The sequence below is a fragment of the Bacteroides sp. AR29 genome, from assembly GCF_900217715.1.
GTDB classification, from domain to species: Bacteria; Bacteroidota; Bacteroidia; order Bacteroidales; family Bacteroidaceae; genus Bacteroides; species Bacteroides uniformis.
In genome coordinates this window covers 124,086-141,394 of the sequence record NZ_OBMS01000004.1, presented here as the reverse complement: position 1 = coordinate 141,394, position 17,309 = coordinate 124,086, and the positions used below count along the sequence as shown (strand labels likewise).

Annotated in this window: 12 protein-coding genes; 5 read left to right on the top strand and 7 right to left on the bottom strand. The window is 44.7% G+C overall.

What is annotated here, in order from left to right:
- Positions 1-45: 45 nt before the first annotated feature.
- From rlmN to CSD97_RS03360, 7 genes are all read right to left on the bottom strand, one after another.
- Positions 46-1,086 (bottom strand): 23S rRNA (adenine(2503)-C(2))-methyltransferase RlmN, encoded by a 1,041-nt coding sequence (gene rlmN, locus CSD97_RS03390; RefSeq protein WP_022401941.1) that lies wholly within the window; start codon positions 1,084-1,086, stop codon positions 46-48.
- 153 nt (positions 1,087-1,239) lie between these two features.
- The gene (locus tag CSD97_RS03385) at positions 1,240-3,378 is read right to left on the bottom strand and encodes a SurA N-terminal domain-containing protein (RefSeq protein WP_016272890.1); all 2,139 of its coding nucleotides are present in this window, start codon (positions 3,376-3,378) and stop codon (positions 1,240-1,242) included.
- A 122-nt stretch (positions 3,379-3,500) separates the two neighbouring features.
- Entirely contained in the window at positions 3,501-4,757 is a 1,257-nt protein-coding gene (locus CSD97_RS03380) for a hemolysin family protein (RefSeq protein ID WP_005831951.1), read from the bottom strand.
- A gap of 4 nt (positions 4,758-4,761) precedes the next feature.
- Positions 4,762-5,388 carry an LPS export ABC transporter periplasmic protein LptC gene (gene lptC / locus CSD97_RS03375; protein WP_098031971.1) on the bottom strand — a complete coding sequence of 209 codons (627 nt, stop codon included), beginning with the start codon at positions 5,386-5,388 and terminating at the stop codon, positions 4,762-4,764.
- Between the two features lie 4 nt (positions 5,389-5,392).
- A complete protein-coding gene (locus CSD97_RS03370; protein ID WP_005831953.1) occupies positions 5,393-6,718 on the bottom strand; it encodes a hypothetical protein in 1,326 nt (441 codons plus the stop codon).
- Between the two features lie 45 nt (positions 6,719-6,763).
- Positions 6,764-8,026 carry a hypothetical protein gene (locus CSD97_RS03365; RefSeq protein ID WP_057089747.1) on the bottom strand — a complete coding sequence of 421 codons (1,263 nt, stop codon included), beginning with the start codon at positions 8,024-8,026 and terminating at the stop codon, positions 6,764-6,766.
- Positions 8,013-8,744 (bottom strand): type III pantothenate kinase, encoded by a 732-nt coding sequence (locus tag CSD97_RS03360; RefSeq protein ID WP_057097786.1) that lies wholly within the window; start codon positions 8,742-8,744, stop codon positions 8,013-8,015. The genes CSD97_RS03365 and CSD97_RS03360 overlap by 14 nt, the downstream gene beginning before the upstream one ends.
- A 505-nt stretch (positions 8,745-9,249) precedes the next feature.
- Between CSD97_RS03360 and CSD97_RS03355 the strand changes: the two genes are divergently transcribed.
- The 5 genes from CSD97_RS03355 to CSD97_RS03335 all read left to right on the top strand — a co-directional run bounded on the left by CSD97_RS03355 (position 9,250) and on the right by CSD97_RS03335 (position 17,255).
- Positions 9,250-10,470 (top strand): DUF4105 domain-containing protein, encoded by a 1,221-nt coding sequence (locus CSD97_RS03355; protein ID WP_044468557.1) that lies wholly within the window; start codon positions 9,250-9,252, stop codon positions 10,468-10,470.
- Positions 10,470-12,038 carry an alkaline phosphatase family protein gene (locus tag CSD97_RS03350; protein WP_098031970.1) on the top strand — a complete coding sequence of 523 codons (1,569 nt, stop codon included), beginning with the start codon at positions 10,470-10,472 and terminating at the stop codon, positions 12,036-12,038. Before CSD97_RS03355 ends, CSD97_RS03350 begins: the two co-directional genes overlap by 1 nt.
- Before the next feature lie 97 nt (positions 12,039-12,135).
- Positions 12,136-15,471 carry a preprotein translocase subunit SecA gene (gene secA / locus CSD97_RS03345; RefSeq protein ID WP_098031969.1) on the top strand — a complete coding sequence of 1,112 codons (3,336 nt, stop codon included), beginning with the start codon at positions 12,136-12,138 and terminating at the stop codon, positions 15,469-15,471.
- Between the two features lie 170 nt (positions 15,472-15,641).
- On the top strand, positions 15,642-16,742 hold the full coding sequence (locus tag CSD97_RS03340; protein WP_098031968.1) for a DUF6340 family protein: 1,101 nt from the start codon (positions 15,642-15,644) through the stop codon (positions 16,740-16,742).
- Positions 16,743-16,808: 66 nt separating this feature from the next.
- Positions 16,809-17,255 (top strand): hypothetical protein, encoded by a 447-nt coding sequence (locus CSD97_RS03335; protein WP_016272898.1) that lies wholly within the window; start codon positions 16,809-16,811, stop codon positions 17,253-17,255.
- Positions 17,256-17,309 lie beyond the last annotated feature (54 nt).

Below are 17,309 nucleotides of genomic sequence, written 5' to 3'. Positions count from 1 at the left end.
AAGCTACGAAGAATGCGTAATATCCTCCCTACCTAAGTTAATAATTTATATTAATTCTTCTTTATTCTCCTCCTGCTTGGCAGTGGACAACATGCCACAAGCGGCAAATATATCCTCTCCACGCGATGACCGTATAGTGGTAAACAGACCGTGCGAAGTCAGATAATCACGGAACGCAGTCATGGTTTCCATATCAGCCCCTTCAAGATTCACTCCAGGTATGGCATGAAAACGAATCAGGTTAATCCGGCAGTCCAGCCCGCGTAGCAGCTTCAGAAGTTCCTTTGCATACGGTAACGAGTCATTCACTCCTTTGAAAACAATATATTCAAAAGATAGTCTGCGCTGTTTGCTAAAATCATAGTTTCTTAACAATTCCACAATCTCCGTGATGGAGAACGCCTTCTCTGCCGGCATCAGTTCGCGGCGTTGCAAAGGTATCGGCGAATGAAGGCTGATAGCCAGATGGCAGTCCGATTCCTCAATAAAACGCTGCAAGCCCTTCTTCAATCCCACAGAAGAAAGTGTAACACGCTTGGGACTCCACGCATACCCATAAGAGGCGGTCATTATTTCCAGCGCTTTCAATACCTCGTCCAGATTATCAAGTGGTTCACCCATGCCCATCATTACCACATTGGTAAGCTTGTCCCTTTCGGGCAACGAATTGATTTGATTAATAATCTGGTTGGATGTCAGATTGGCAGTAAAACCTTGTTTGCCGGTCATACAGAACTTGCAATTCATCTTACAGCCCACCTGCGAGGAGACACAAAGCGTAGCCCTGTCTTCGTCGGGTATATAGACAGCTTCCACGAAATGCCCCTCGCCTGCCCGGTACAAGTATTTCACCGTACCGTCTACAGAGCGCATGGCATCTACCGGCGCTTCGGCACCTACCTCATAGATTTCTTTCAGCAATTCCCGATGCTTCAACGAAAGATTGCTCATTTCGTCTATAGAAGTCACCTTCTTGTCATACAGCCAGGAAGCTATCTGCTTGGCAGAGAAACCGGGCATTCCCAGATTCTTCACCACATTCTGCAATTCAGAGAGCGTCAAGCCCAATAGAGGTCGTTTCTGCATATCGTTTTTCATTAAAAACAAAACTCTTTCAAGAATGCAAAGGTAGGAATAAAGTTGCACAAAGACAACGGAGAGTATAGAAAATGAAATGTACAGAGAATGAAAAAGCCGCCCGGGAGTACCGAACGGCTTTTCAATATGGGTTTTCTATTCTTAGAAGAATAAATAACGTTGGTCTTTTACGTTGGCTTTCAGATACAAGTCACTGATGAACTGGCTTGCCATGCGTGCATGCATGTTAGCCAAGTTAGCCTCTTCAGTTTCCTTGTTGAATGTTTCGTTCAGCTTCTCTTTTGCATAAGGTTGCAGAACGAATACACCACCGTTACCCTTGATAGGAGCACTCAGCTTGTTCACTTCGGCAATAGAAGCGTATGCGCCTACCAGAGGTTCGCTGCTACGCAATGCCGGGATATAGGCAGGAGCAGAGAAAGTAACGTGCTTTACAGAATCACTAACAGCATTTGCCATATTCTTGTACTGCTCGAACGAAGTTGCATTGGCAGCCTTCATATCAGCCATAATCTTCTCTGCTTTCTTGTCACGGAGAATTTCAGCTCTCAACTGGTCCTTTACCAAAGCCAGTGGGCGATAACCTTCAGGAACAATACTTGCAACACCTACTACCAGCATACGGTCGCTCTCGCCACATTCGTACAAACCGGAAACTTCACCGGCTTTTGCCTCAAACGCCCATTTCAAAGCATCTTTGGTTCCTCTGATACCACCGATACCATGTTCAGAGCTGTACAAGTCGGCTCTATCCAGCAACTTGTAACCGGCATCTTCCGCATTGGCAATCATTTTCTCTAAAGTATTGTTTGCAGCGATGAACTGGCTAAACTCATTGTATGCCTTGCTGTAAGTTTCCTTGCTGAATTCTACCGGACGCTTGATAACGGCTACCTTATATTTATCCTTGACAGCCTTCTTGTTGGTTACTTGCAAAATGACATTTGCTTGTCCCAACGCCAGATTGGTCAGTTCGTTCTGTCCCAAAGTTGTGACAGCGGTAATGTATTTCAAGTTGTCACCGTCAATCTGTGCGCCTTCGTAGTTAGCAGAAGAAATCCAGGTAGGCTCACCGGTCTGACCGTACTTCTTCGCAATTTCAGCAAAGCTGGCACCACCCTTAATAGCATTGTAGATGCTGTCGGCTAAAGTCTTCGTCTTTTCAGCATCTTCGGCAACTACCTGAATCTGACGGAACTCGATAGAGTCCGGCATAGCAGCAGTAGCCAATTTCTTGAAAGAGTTAAGAGTATTGTCCGATACGTTATAATAAGGTCCGAATACACCACCCACCGCAACAGAATCCAAACGGGCTGTCACATCAGCAGGCAGAGACTTAGTAGTGTAGAACAAGTCTGTATAAGGAGCTTCGGAACCGGTAGAACGGATGAAGGTAGTATAGTCAGAAGGATTGGCAGTAAGTTGTTCGGTGTATTCTTCCATTTCCTTCTGGAGAGCAGCTCTGTCTTCTGCACTTGCAGTAACTTGCACATCAATGAACTTGATATTGCGAGTTTCCACATATTGCTTGAACTGTTCTTTCTTCTTGTCGTATGCAGCCTTCAAATCAGAATCCTTGATAACGATGGTAGAGTCAACGATAGAAGAATAGGGAACTGCAGCAAGCAGCAGGTCTGACTGCTCTACTCTTGCATCAAAAGCGTCTTGAGCTTCTACCGGGTTGGAGAAAAGAGATTTTGTAATCAAAGCCTGATACTTCTCCTGAAGACGTGCCTGGATAAGAGACTTTTCGAGGAAAGACCAGAACTTGTACATGGATTCATAGTATTCTGCATATTGTGAAGGCATCTGCGCCTTATTCATTTTTGAATAGTCCACCAAGAACTTCTTCAACATATCCTTATCAAACGCACCGGTCTGAGGATTACGGAACGGAGTCTGTTGCAGCATCGGATGCACACCGGCATTAATGATAGCCTGAATCTCAGCCTTCGATACAACCAGACCGAGTTTCTTTGCTTCCTTTTCAATCAGCTTATTATTGACGTATGTTCTCCATACTTCATCTTTGATTTGGTTTGTCTGCTCATCGCTCAATGCACTGTTGCCACTGGAGAACTTGATGACTTCTGTATATTCTTCTACCAATGCTTGAAAATCCTGAGCGGAAATTGATTCCCCGTTCACTTCACCTACGTCTTGTGACTGGTGTGGCTGAAGCACTTTCCACGCGTCACCTGCGATGAAAGCAAACAGCGCCAAACCAATAACAATCACCAATAAAGGTCCTTTAGACCGAATGTTTTGTAATGTTGCCATTTTAGTTAATATGATTTATTTGTTTATTATTATTTTCCTAACACGTTCATTTTAGCGCACGAAGATACAAAAAATGCTAATACGCATCCATTTATTCTTTAAAAAATTATGCCTAAATGAAATTATTCAATGACTTTCAGTCTTACCAACTCAATTTTAGTGGCTGTTACCTTGATTATTTTAAACTGATAATTATCCACTTCAATCACTTCATGCAGCTTCGGGAAACTTTGATAACGGTTCAGAATCAGACCGCCCACTGTCAGATAATCATCCGATTCCGGCAGGTCGAGCCCGAAAGTCTCATTTACCTTTTCTATTTCCAGACGGGCCGAAAGCACATATTCACGTTCACCCAGCTGCTTACATACATAGGACGTATTATCATGCTCATCCTCAATATCGCCGAAAATTTCTTCCACCAAATCCTCCAAAGAGACGATACCCGCCGTACCACCGAATTCGTCCACCACTACAGCAATCGTTTTTTTCTGCTGCATGAACAGTTTCATCAGTTTGTGGGCCGACATCGTTTCGGGTACAATAGGCACTTCCTTCACGTTATTCCTCCAGTCCACCGGATTCCTGAACATCTCCGACGAGTGAATATATCCCACCACATTATCTATATTTCCATCATATACTATGATTTTGGAAATACCCGACTCCACAAAAAGACATTTCAATTCTTCCAATGTAGTGGTCAGATCTACAGCTACCACCTCTGTACGCGGTACAATACAGTCGCGTATCTTTATATTCGAAAAGTCAAGCGCATTTTGGAATATCTTTACCTCTGCATCCAGTTCTTCTTCACTTTCCGCATTCTCTATGCTCGACTGGATGAAGTAATCCAAATCCACTTTGCCAAAAGCCTTGGCCGACGCCTCCTTGTTTACTTTCATCCCAAATATCCGAAGGAACAGATACGACAATCCCGATGCAAACTTTGAAACAGGAAACAGAATGACATAACATATGAATAAAGGAATGGCACATACCCTCAGCATCAGATTGGGATTGATTTTAAACAAAGTCTTCGGCAAGAACTCACCGGTTACCAAAATAATAAGAGTGGAAATTACAGTCTGCACCAACACCATTACAAAATGATTGGAAATAATTCCGGCAAGAAGATTCACCTCTATGATTTGTGCCATCAAGATACCATAAATGACAAGCGCGATGTTATTACCCACCAGCATGGTCGAGATGAAGTTATTCGGGTTGCGAAGGAAATAGGAAATGATACCGGAAGTGACGCCTGACTTCCTTTCCATCTCAAAGCGCAGTTTATCTACGGAAACAAAGGCAATCTCCATTCCTGAAAAGAAAGCGGAGAAAGCCATGGTTATCAATAAAAAAATAACGGTATCCATTTTATCAATTTATGGTATCAGTCTGCAAACTATCTGTTGCGGCAGTCTCCTCGTCAACATAGAAGATACCTTCCGGCTTGCGAATCGTGTAAACAGTCATCTGCTGATTGGATTCAAAGCCATGTCCCGTAATGATACGGTCAGGCTGCTCGATACGGATAAACTCATCCGAATAAATTCTTTGTGCCCGCTGGTCCCAATACAGCAGCTCTGTATCAAACTGCTCACCTTTCAAATTCTGTATATGCACATTCCCCATCAGTTTCCACAACTCCTCCTTATTAAAGAAGTAGGCTGTATCAGCCTTGATACTTGCCTCCACTTGGAAGATAGAGTCGAACTTCTCCAAATAGACCCCCTTTTCAAAAGCCCAGTAAGGAGGATTCTTCCGGTCAAAGACCAGCCACTCTTCCGTATTGATGCGGTAACGCGTTACACCGGAATCAGAAACCAGTGTAGTCACCCCACGGGTATCCATCACTGCCATAGAGTCACGCTCGGTAATGGCATCTCCCAGCTCCTTCTTCTTCCCGGAACACGAAGAAAATAAAAGAAGCATAACCATTGCCCCAAGGACAATGGTTATGCTCGCATTTTTATGATAAACAATGTTGATGGGTTGTAGCAACATGATTTTATCTGATAGTTGTAGATTCACCTATCCATCCACCGATAGTGATACGGTCACCAGCTTTGTAACCCAACATAAAGAGGTCTTTAGCCTGGGGAGTGTGGCGGGAATAAGTACTAATCAATTCGTTAGCACGTTCTGTAACTGAAGGATCTACAGCTTTAGCTCTCTGCAGCTTGTCAATTACTACAAAGTAAGTACACTTATTCAGAGCAGGCTCATCGGTCCAGTTAGGATTGGAGCCGTAAAGCTGTGCCAGTAAAATATAAGGCTCTCCATAGTTCTCCTTAAAGCTCATAGCCTTTTGGCAGTAGCTTCTTGCCTGAGAGAGTTTCTTGGCCTGCATCAAGGCTGCGGCAGTAGCGTATGCCATTTCAGCCTTCTTGTCATTATCTGTTTCTTTAGCCAATGCTTCATCAAAATACTTCACGGCATTGTCATAGTCACCTTTCTTATAGTACATGTATGCTACACCTACAGCTGCATCGGCAGTCGGGTCAATCTGATACATGTACTCAGATGCCTTGAAGTAAACTTCGCTTTCGTTGCACTTCATCAATTTCAGGATGTTCAATGCCTTCTTCAAGAAAGCGGAGTCAGTCTTGCTTGCTTCCACCTTAGGACCATAGATATTCTGCAAAGATTCACAATCAGCTACACCACTCTGAATGAACATGGCCACGAGGTTATCCTTGATAGCTTGCAAGTTAGCCTTCTTAGCTTCCTTGGTTTCAGCAGCAAGTGCGTCATCTGCATACTTGGAAGCATCAATATAATCCTGGAAGAACTGGTCGGTATGATTATCATCAGCCTTTACCTTCTGCATGGAAGTATCCAGGAAATAGTGCAACACCGCACCTTTGGAACCACCCTTTTCAGCATGAACAGATTCTTTCAGCCAATTATAAGCCGTATTAAGGTCCGGAGCAGGAGCGAACTGAAGATAATCCACAGCTTTGGCACCCAAGGCATCAGCCACACTCGGCACGCCCTTCATTCCCTTACCAATGAATTCAGGAATATACTTCATTCTCAAATCATATACATCCATCAACTCATCAAAATACTTCTTGTAATCAGCAGAATTTCTATCCTTAATCTGACTCAAGAAACCCACTAAAATCTTCTGAGCATCTGTAAATGTGTAATACCGCAGTGTAGGACAATCCTTCAATACAGCCATACAAGGAGCGTATGCATCCTTAAAGTTACCAGCTCTCACTGCTTCATGAGAGATACTACTGTTCGAATTACAATTTTCAGTCTGTGCGAAAGTGCTGGTCACTCCACCCGAAAGGAGCAAGACAGCCACAAGCGTCTTAATTTTCATTGTATTTAAATTTTAGTTGTTATATTTTTGTCTATTCAATTTCCATTAATCCACTTTACGCTTGAAGAACCAACGTTCGTTAAAGGTTACTCCGATACAAATGCGCAATGTATTTTCGTTCAAGAACGCTGCTTGGGTTCCTTTGGTTCGCACGTATTGCGCAGAAAGGCTCAATACAGAACGGGTTCTCGGTATGGGTAATCCAAAACCGGCAGTAACACCATATTCATCAGCGGCACGTACACCGTCTATCTTATAATAAGGTTTGGAATAATAAGCTCCCAAACGATACTTCACATGAGACAAATAACTTCTTCCCATAGGATTCGGCAGATACTCTGCACCAACGGATATTCTTCCACGGTCGCAAAACGCCTCGTCATTGTTCATATAGCTCACTTTGCTCCAATTCTGGAACATCACATCCGCTCCTACCGTCAGACGATTGTCGTACACGTACGTCACACCTGCGCCAAATGTTGTCGGAATGCCGCAAGTAACAATAGTATCCCTCGTTGCCGAAGTAGCTCCCGTATTGCTATCACCAGTCTGCGTAACTTCGTACGCATCGTTACTCAAATCATGCCCCGGAGAAAAGACGACTCCCAACGTTGCAACATGCTTTTTCCCAAACTGATGGGTGTACTGCGCTCCAAAATCCAACTTATAACTCTTTACAGCCACATTAGACTGTATTGTAATAGGAAATACACTTGAACTGGACGGAAAGGTTTCCGCAGCGGTTCTTGTTATATCTCCCCAAAGATACGAAAAATTCGCACCGACAGAAAGATTTTTAATTATTTTAAAGCCCGCACCTAAATAAAGCTGATGCAGACCTCCTTCTCCCGAATAGCTTACCGTCGTAGATTTGTCTGGGAATTCCGTATCTTCCCGGTACTCTCCCATGCTGTATCCCACATTCGAATAAGGCAACAATCCCAAGCTTATGGCAGCCCATTTACTTGCACGAAACTGCATCGTGATGTAATCAAAACTGGAATTCTTGGCATTTCGTTTCAGAGTACCGTTACTGAGGTTTGTATTCTGTAAAGAGACTGCTCCATCAAAGATAAAAGTCAGCGAATCTACCGCCGTATAGGATGCTGGATTAGCGAAGTTTGTCTGATACTTGTCTCGTAAACCATAGGCAATACCACCCATCGCCCTGCTGTTACTTGAGCCTTGTTCAGATAACTGTCCATATCCATATCGTGTATAGGGAGAATTTGTATTATTTTGAGCGACTGCCGCTCCTGATAATATCGTGAGCAAGAGCACTAACAGTGTTTGTCTATAGCCTGTCATTATTATAGTTTAAAATTCTATTTAATCCTTTCAACACTAAAAATCTGTCTGCAAAGATGATACTTTTTAAGTTTGTATCAAAAGAAAAATCATCCCCGCCCGTTAAAAAAACCAAAAGTTCAGGATATTTATGCTTCATAGCCGTAACGTAACCTGAAATTTCATATTCAATACCCTTCAGTACTCCGGCACGGATAGCTGTATCGGTATCCTTCCCCATGGGCACCATCCGCCCCTCAAGAGCCACCATTGGAAGCCGTCCGGTAAACTGATGAAGCGCCTTGAAACGCATCTGCAGGCCGGGAGAGATATTCCCGCCATGATAGCGGGCAGCAGCATCAACAAACTCATAAGTGATACAGGTACCGGCATCAATCACCAGTATATCCCTGCCAGGAAATTGCTCATTGGCTCCTACCACCGCCGCCATACGATCATACCCCAGCGTCCGGGGAGTTTCATAGAGGTTTTCTACCGGAAGAGAAGTCTTTTCATTGAGCCACAGAATGGGGACAGCCATATCTTCCAGTTGCGACAACACCTCTCTACTCAAATCAATGACAGTAGCCACTATCGCTTTTTCAATCGTATATGTACGGCATACTTCAGGCAACCGTTCCAACGTCAGATTGGAGTCATACACCACCTCCACGATACGTTCACCATCAAACACCGCCATCTTGGCGATTGTATTTCCTATATCAATAATGAGATTCACCGTATTGCATAAATTTAGCGGCGCAAAGATATAACATTAATATTGAAATTCAGCAGAAACCATCTCTTTATTAGAAGAACAACTGCACAAGAATTCTTATTCACATCCACACCAAACAACCACAATGCCACTTTTACATTCTGTTGAGATTTATTAAAGCCGCAACATCATACCACAACCACCTGATTATCAATACAACTAAATGCGCTACATTCAGTATACGACTGAGCCCTATTCAGTATACGATTGAATGGCATTCAGTATACGACTGAATCAGGTTCAATATACCACTATTTCTTGCACCCGTATCGTTTGTAAATAGAAAATATCTACCACTCGTACTCGACAGTTGATTCAAAACAACCAATAATGCGAATTAAGAATTGTATCAAGTTCATAATTAAAAAAGATTCTTCGGACACAGATGACCGGAATAACGCGAATAACCGCTTTAGTTCCTAATCACAAATTGGGATAATATTAGTTTTTTCCGTAAGTTTGCAGCATGAAACGAAGCCTACTTATACATATATATATAGTAATCTTTTTCTTCTGTTTGCCTTCAGCAAATGCCCAGGTGACACAACAGCAAAAGACTGCTGCAACAGACTCCGTACGCGTCAGCCTACTGACTTGCGCTGCAGGAGGAGAGATTTATTCCCTATTCGGACACACTGCCATACGGTACGAGAACTATACACGTGGCATTGACGCCGTCTTCAATTACGGCATGTTCAACTTCAACGCCCCTAACTTCATCTTCCGTTTTGCCTTGGGAGAAACGGATTATCAACTTGGAGTAACCGATTATGAGCATTTCGCCGCCGAATACAACTATCTGGGACGCGATGTCTGGCAACAAACGTTAAATCTAACAGAAGAGGAAAAAGAACGCCTGATAGCACTATTGACAGAGAACTACCGCCCTGAAAACCGAGTATACCGCTACAATTTTTTCTACGACAATTGTGCCACCCGCCCGCGGGACCAGATAGAGCGTGCCATCAACGGCACTCTGCAATACGCTGACAATATGACTGCTAACAGTACGGGAATCTCTTTCAGGGATTTGCTGCATAAATACAGTGAAGGCCATTTGTGGTCACGTTTCGGCATGGACCTATGCATGGGCAGCAAAGCAGACGAACCCATCAACCGGCGGCTGGCAATGTTCGTCCCCTTCTACATGCAGGAGTATTTCAATAAAGCGCAGATTGTGGACAAAGAAGGACAAGCACGGCCACTGGTTGCCAAAGAAGAAAAAATCGTAGTAACGGGTAAAACACCAGCCGACTTCGTCAGCAGAGGCATCACACCGATGCAGTCGGCTTCGCTATTACTGATACTTGTAGCAGGCATCAGCATTTACGGCATACGAAGAGGGAAAACTCTTTGGGGCATAGACCTCATACTCTTCTTGGTTGCCGGAATGGCTGGATGTATACTGGCATTTTTAGCACTATTCTCACAGCATCCGGCAGTAAGTCCCAATTATATATTATTTGTATTCCATCCATTTCACCTTTTCTGCCTTCCATTCATGCTATCCAGGGTACGAAAAAGGGAAATAAGCCGCTATATGCTGGTTGATTTTGTAGTTTTAACACTTTTTATAGGGCTTTGGACAATAATTCCGCAGAGAATTCCGCCAGCAGTATTACCTTTGGCACTGTGTTTGCTGATACGTTCTGCAAGCAACCTCATTCTAACATACAAACGAAAGTAATGAAAAAAGGACTGATAACTTCCATACTCGCACTTACATTCAGTGGTCTGCAAGCCCAACCGCTGCCTGCCTCCCCAAAGCTGGTGGTAACATTGACCATTGACCAGTTGCGTACAGACTATATGGAAGCATTTTCGTCCTTATACGGAGAAAAGGGGTTTAAGCGCTTACTGCGTGAAGGTAAAGTATTCCGTCAAGCAGAATTTCCTTTTTGCGGAACGGACCGAGCCTCGGCCATTGCCGCCATCTATACCGGGACAACACCGTCCATGAACGGCATCATTGCAGAGCAGTGGCTGGATGCAGGTACACTACGCCCCATAAACTGTGTAGAAGACCCCAACTTCATGGGCAACTATACCGACGAAAGCACTTCCCCCTCCCAATTACTGACCTCTACTATTGCCGACGAGCTGAAAATAGCTACCCGCAACAAAGGTCTGGTCTATGCCATCGCGCCTTTCCGCGATGCCGCCATATTGGGTGCCGGGCACGCGGGGAACGGTGCTTTCTGGCTTAATAACAATACCGGAAAATGGTGCAGTACGACTTATTATAATGAATTTCCGTGGTGGCTGAGCCAATACAACGACTGGAAATCTCCTGACTACCGTATCAAGGATATGGTATGGACACCTGCACTTCCTTTTACCAACTATACATTTCTGCCCGAATGGCGCAACGAGCCATTCAAATACAAGCTGGATGGTGAACGGACAAACAAGTTCCGCCGCTTGATAACCAGCCCTTTCATCAATGAGGAAGTCAACCTGCTGACCGAAGAGCTGCTGAATAAGAGCACTATCGGACAAGATGACGTGCCCGACCTATTATCGCTGACTTACTACGCAGGAAATTATAACCACCGAAGTACGCAGGAATGTGCCATGGAAATGCAAGACACCTACGTGCGACTGGACCGTAGTATAGCTTCCTTATTAGAGCTCATAGAACGTAAAGTTGGGCTCCACAACGTACTTTTCTGCATCACCTCCACCGGCTATGCCGACCCGGAAGCAGCCGACCCGGGCGTATACCGGATACCGGGTGGTGAATTCTACCTGAACCGCTGTGCCGCCCTGCTAAACATGTACCTCATGGCATCCTATGGCGAGGGACAATATGTGGAAGCTTATTATGACCAACAAATCTATCTCAACCATAAACTTATTGAGAACAAGCAGTTGAGCCTGACTGAAATTCAAGAAAAATCTGCCGAATTTCTGGTTCAGTTTAGTGGCGTGAGCGAAGTATATTCAGCTCATCGCCTGCTTTTGGGCCCCTGGTCACCGCAAATAGAACGTATACGCAATAGTTTTCATCGCAAGCGCTCTGGCGATTTGCTCATTGAAATACTCCCGGGCTGGACTATCATGCAGGAAAATAGTACTGATAACCGTGTAGTACGTACGGCCGATATTCCTGCTCCCCTCATTTTATTGGGAGGAGGAATGAAGGCTGAAACCATCCGTACCCCCATCAGTATTGACCGCATTGCCCCTACCTTGGCAAGTGTAATGCGCATCCGCGCCCCTAATGCAAGTACAGCATCTCCCCTTGACTTTTGATTCTAAAATAATCTGTGCAAATCTGGATAATCTGTATAGAAATCAGTAACTTTGCACGCTCAACTAACTCAGCAATAATAATAAAAACAAATATATAATGGGATTTAATGAATTTTTAAGCTCGATTTTCGGCAACAAATCCACACGCGACATGAAAGAAATACAACCGTGGGTGGAGAAAATCAAAGCCGCTTACCCGGAAGTAGCCAAACTCGACAACGACGCCCTACGCGCCAAGACAGAAGAACTGAAAGCCTACATCCACGATTCGGCAGCCGAACAACGCGCCAAAGTGGAAGAACTGAAAGCCAACGTTGAAGATACCGAACTGGAAAAACGCGAAGACCTCTTCAACCAAATCGACAAAATCGAGAAAGAGATATTGGAGATTTATGAAAAAGCGCTGGACGAAGTATTACCCACCGCTTTCTCTATTGTAAAGGAAACAGCCAAACGATTCTCTGAAAATGAAGAAATAGTGGTTACAGCTACCGATTTTGACCGCCAACTGGCTGCCACTAAAGACTTTGTACGCATCGAAGGCGATAAAGCCATCTACCAGAACCATTGGATAGCAGGTGGTAACGATACTGTATGGAACATGGTACATTATGATGTACAGCTATTCGGTGGTGTGGTTCTACATAAAGGTAAGATTGCCGAAATGGCAACCGGTGAAGGTAAGACATTGGTAGCTACCCTACCGGTATTCCTCAATGCCCTGACTGGTAACGGCGTGCACGTGGTAACAGTGAACGACTATCTGGCAAAACGTGACTCCGAATGGATGGGTCCTCTTTACATGTTCCACGGTTTGAGTGTAGATTGCATCGACAAGCACCAGCCCAACTCTGATGCCCGTCGCAAAGCTTATCTGGCAGATATCACGTTCGGTACAAACAATGAATTCGGTTTCGACTACCTGCGTGACAACATGGCTATCAGCCCCAAAGACCTGGTACAACGCCAACATAATTATGCCATTGTCGATGAGGTGGACTCAGTATTGATTGATGATGCCCGTACTCCGCTGATTATCTCCGGACCGGTTCCCAAAGGCGATGACCAACTCTTCGAACAGCTCCGCCCGCAAGTGGAACGTCTGGTAGAAGCTCAGAAAAAACTGGCTACCCAATACCTGGCCGATGCCAAGCGCCTGATTGCATCAAACGATAAGAAAGACCAGGAAGAAGGCTTCCTCGCTTTGTACCGCAGTCACAAGTGCCTGCCCAAGAACAAGGCACTCATCAAGTTCCTCAGCGAACAAGGCATCAAGGCCGGTATGCTGAAGACCGAAGAAATCTACATGGAGCAGAACAACAAGCGCATGCACGAGGTGACTGACCCGCTGTACTTCGTTATCGAAGAGAAAATGAACAGCGTGGATTTGACGGACAAGGGCGTAGACTTGATTAGTAGCAATGTAGAGGACCCCACTTTCTTCGTACTCCCCGATATCACAGCGCAACTCTCTGCCTTGGAAAACGAAACAGAGCTGACAGACGAACAGCGCCTTGAAAAGAAGGATGCCCTGATGACCAACTATGCCATCAAAAGCGAACGTGTGCATACCATCAACCAACTGTTGAAGGCATACACCATGTTCGAGAAAGATGACGAATATGTGGTAATTGACGGCCAAGTGAAGATTGTGGATGAGCAGACGGGACGTATCATGGAAGGACGTCGTTATTCTGACGGTTTGCACCAAGCCATCGAAGCCAAAGAAGGCGTGAAAGTAGAAGCTGCCACCCAGACTTTTGCCACCATTACATTACAGAACTATTTCCGTATGTACCACAAACTATCCGGTATGACCGGTACGGCAGAAACAGAAGCCGGCGAGTTGTGGGACATCTACAAACTGGATGTAGTGGTTATTCCGACTAACCGCCCCATTGCCCGTAATGACATGAATGACCGCGTTTACAAGACAAAACGTGAAAAATATAAAGCAGTCATCGAAGAGATAGAAAAAATGGTGGCAGCAGGACGCCCCGTACTGGTGGGTACCACTTCTGTTGAAATCTCTGAAATGTTGAGCAAAATGCTTACCATGCGTAAGATTGAACATAGTGTATTGAATGCCAAACTGCATCAGAAGGAAGCGGATATTGTGGCTACTGCCGGTTTGAAATGTGCTGTAACCATCGCTACCAATATGGCCGGCCGTGGTACCGACATCAAGCTGAGTCCGGAAGTGAAAGCTGCAGGCGGTCTTGCCATCATCGGTACAGAACGCCACGAATCACGCCGTGTGGACCGTCAGTTACGTGGTCGTGCAGGACGTCAAGGCGACCCGGGTTCTTCTGTATTCTTCGTATCTTTGGAAGATGACCTGATGCGTTTGTTCTCCAGTGACCGCATTGCCAGTGTAATGGACAAACTGGGTTTCAAAGAAGGTGAAATGATTGAACACGGCATGATTTCCAAGTCCATTGAACGTGCACAAAAGAAAGTTGAGGAAAACAACTTCGGCATCCGTAAGCGTCTGTTGGAATATGACGACGTGATGAACAAGCAACGTACAGTAGTCTACACCAAACGCCGCCACGCTTTGATGGGCGAACGTATCGGCATGGATATCGTGAACATGATTTGGGACCGTTGTGCCAATGCCATTGAAGCGCCCGACTACGAAAACTGCAAGATGGATGTGCTCCAGACACTTGCCATGGAAGTACCTTTCACCGAAGAGGAATTCCGTAATGAGAAGAAAGAAAAACTGGCAGACAGAACTTTTGACGCTGCCATGGAACTCTTCAAACGCAAGACAGAACGTATGGCACAGATAGCCTATCCGGTCATCAAACAAGTATACGAAACGCAGGGACACATGTACGAAAACATACTTATCCCCATCACAGACGGAAAACGTATGTATAACATCTCCTGCAACCTGAAGAGAGCTTATGAGACAGAATGTAAGGAGGTGGTGAAGTCATTCGAGAAATCCATCTTGCTGCACGTCATCGACGAAGCATGGAAAGAAAACCTGCGCGAGCTGGACGAGCTGAAACACTCCGTGCAGAATGCAAGTTACGAGCAGAAAGACCCGCTGCTGATTTACAAGCTGGAATCTGTGAACTTGTTTGATGCCATGGTGAATAAGATTAATAATCAGACTATCTCTATCTTAATGCGTGGACAAATCCCGGTACAAGAGGCTCCGGCTGAAGCCCCTGAGGCTCCCCAGGCTCCCCGCCAAGTAGAGGTGCGCCAGGCTGCTCCGGAACAACGCCAGGATATGAGCAAGTATCGCGAACAGAAGGTTGATTTGAATGACCCGAACCAGCAGGCCGCTGCGGCACAAGATACACGTGAACAACCAAGACGCGAACCTATCCGTGCCGAGAAGACCGTAGGACGCAATGATCCTTGTCCTTGCGGAAGCGGTAAGAAATACAAAAACTGCCACGGAAGGAATGCATAAATCAAAGCTATAAAATGATAAGGCGATAGGGTGATAAGATGATACCGTCAGGTATCTTTTATCACCCTATCACTTTTTCTCCTGCCACATTATCACATTTTTTATTCGTTCCAGCTTTTGAATATTCAGCTAAAAGAGTACTTTTGCTCCAAAGAACAAAACCAAAGACTATGACCAAATATCACTATTGTCTGTTATTGATGGGTTCTCTGCTGTTAGGCAGCTGCCAGAGTGTAGAACAACTGTCCATTGATTATATGCTTCCGGCAGAAGTCAGTTTCCCGGCAACACTGAAACGTGTGGCTGTTGTCAACAACATGCCAAACGTACCGGACAACAAACTCATCATCACTGAGGAAGAACAGAAAAAAAGCGAGAATGAGGTGGCACGCCTCACCAACTACTACAATGGAGACGCCGCAATAACAACCGAATCCCTTGCAGAGGCCCTTGCCAACGAAAACTACTTTGAAGAGGTTGTGATATGCGACTCTGCCCTCCGGAGTAAAGACATCAATCCCCGCGAAAGCACATTATCGAGAGATGAAGTACTGGAACTTACACAGAATTTGGACGTAGATTTCCTGATAGCCCTGGAAAACATACAAATGCGTTCCAATCGCAAGATAAGTTATATGCCCGACTGGGGTGTGTTCCTCGGCACAGTGGATGTAAAGGTATATCCTACCGTCAGAATATATTTACCTAACCGCAAAGGTCCTATGGTGACCGTCAACAGCAATGACAGTATTTTCTGGGAAGAGGCAGGAAATGGTGAAGCGTCAGTACGTTCCCGCCTCATCAGCGAAGAAGACATGGTGAAGCAAGCATCTGAATTTGCAGGAACGGTTCCGGTAAGACATCTACTCCCCTATTGGAAAACCAGTAACCGCTATCTCTTCAGTGGTGGTTCTGTAAATATGCGTGACGCAGCCGTATATGCCAAAGAAGAAAATTGGAGTAAAGCAGTAGAGCTCTGGAAGCAGACCTACGAAACAAAAAAAGGAAAACAGAAAATGTATGCAGCCTATAACACCGCTTTGGGCTACGAAATGCAAGACAGCATAGATACTGCCTTGGAATGGGCATTAAAAGCGCAAACCCTTGCCCGTGAGAAAAGCAAGACAGACAAAAAAGAGACAGGCGAAATACATGATGGAACCATCTCCTATTATATCTTTATCAGCATGTATGTAGACGAATTGGAGAAACGAAAAGAGGGAATGGCACGCCTGAACATGCAAATGAACAGATTTGATGATGATTTTTAGTCAAATGATGCAGAGATAACCGTTTTTTTTATACCTTTGAACAACCATTAAGAAAAGAAAGTTATTATGAAGCTCAGTCAATCGTCATTAGCACTCTTGGAGGACACTCTTAAAAAAGCAATCGGCAAATACACCTGCGGTTGCGAACAGACTATCGTTACAGACATTCATCTGCAACCGAATCAGAATTCGGGCGAACTGTCTATCTTTGATGATGAAGATGAAGAGCTTGCCAATACTTCCATTGAAGAATGGATGACATACGAGGGGGATGATTTCTACGAAAATGTAGAGCGTATCTTGTCCTCACTGCTCTGCAACATGAAAAATGAAGGAAAGTTCGACAAGCTGACTATCCTGAAACCATTCTCTTTTGTACTGGTGGATGATGATAAAGAAACAATAGCAGAACTGTTGCTGATGGATGATGATACTCTATTGGTCAATGAAGAGCTACTGAAAGGATTGGATGAGGAACTGGATTCTTTTCTGAAAGAGCTGCTGGAAAAATAATATTCCAAACAATCAGCCTATAAGGAAAAGAGACCTTCTTATAATAAATTAGCC

Bases quoted from the DNA above. Each gene is read 5' to 3' on its own strand.
- rlmN (WP_022401941.1), bottom strand. From the start codon at position 1,086: ATGCAGAAACGACCTCTATTGGGCTTGACGCTCTCTGAATTGCAGAAT.
- CSD97_RS03385 (WP_016272890.1), bottom strand. From the start codon at position 3,378: ATGGCAACATTACAAAACATTCGGTCTAAAGGACCTTTATTGGTGATT.
- CSD97_RS03380 (WP_005831951.1), bottom strand. From the start codon at position 4,757: ATGGATACCGTTATTTTTTTATTGATAACCATGGCTTTCTCCGCTTTC.
- lptC (WP_098031971.1), bottom strand. From the start codon at position 5,388: ATGTTGCTACAACCCATCAACATTGTTTATCATAAAAATGCGAGCATA.
- CSD97_RS03370 (WP_005831953.1), bottom strand. From the start codon at position 6,718: ATGAAAATTAAGACGCTTGTGGCTGTCTTGCTCCTTTCGGGTGGAGTG.
- CSD97_RS03365 (WP_057089747.1), bottom strand. From the start codon at position 8,026: ATGACAGGCTATAGACAAACACTGTTAGTGCTCTTGCTCACGATATTA.
- CSD97_RS03355 (WP_044468557.1), top strand. From the start codon at position 9,250: ATGAAACGAAGCCTACTTATACATATATATATAGTAATCTTTTTCTTC.
- CSD97_RS03350 (WP_098031970.1), top strand. From the start codon at position 10,470: ATGAAAAAAGGACTGATAACTTCCATACTCGCACTTACATTCAGTGGT.
- secA (WP_098031969.1), top strand. From the start codon at position 12,136: ATGGGATTTAATGAATTTTTAAGCTCGATTTTCGGCAACAAATCCACA.
- CSD97_RS03340 (WP_098031968.1), top strand. From the start codon at position 15,642: ATGACCAAATATCACTATTGTCTGTTATTGATGGGTTCTCTGCTGTTA.
- CSD97_RS03335 (WP_016272898.1), top strand. From the start codon at position 16,809: ATGAAGCTCAGTCAATCGTCATTAGCACTCTTGGAGGACACTCTTAAA.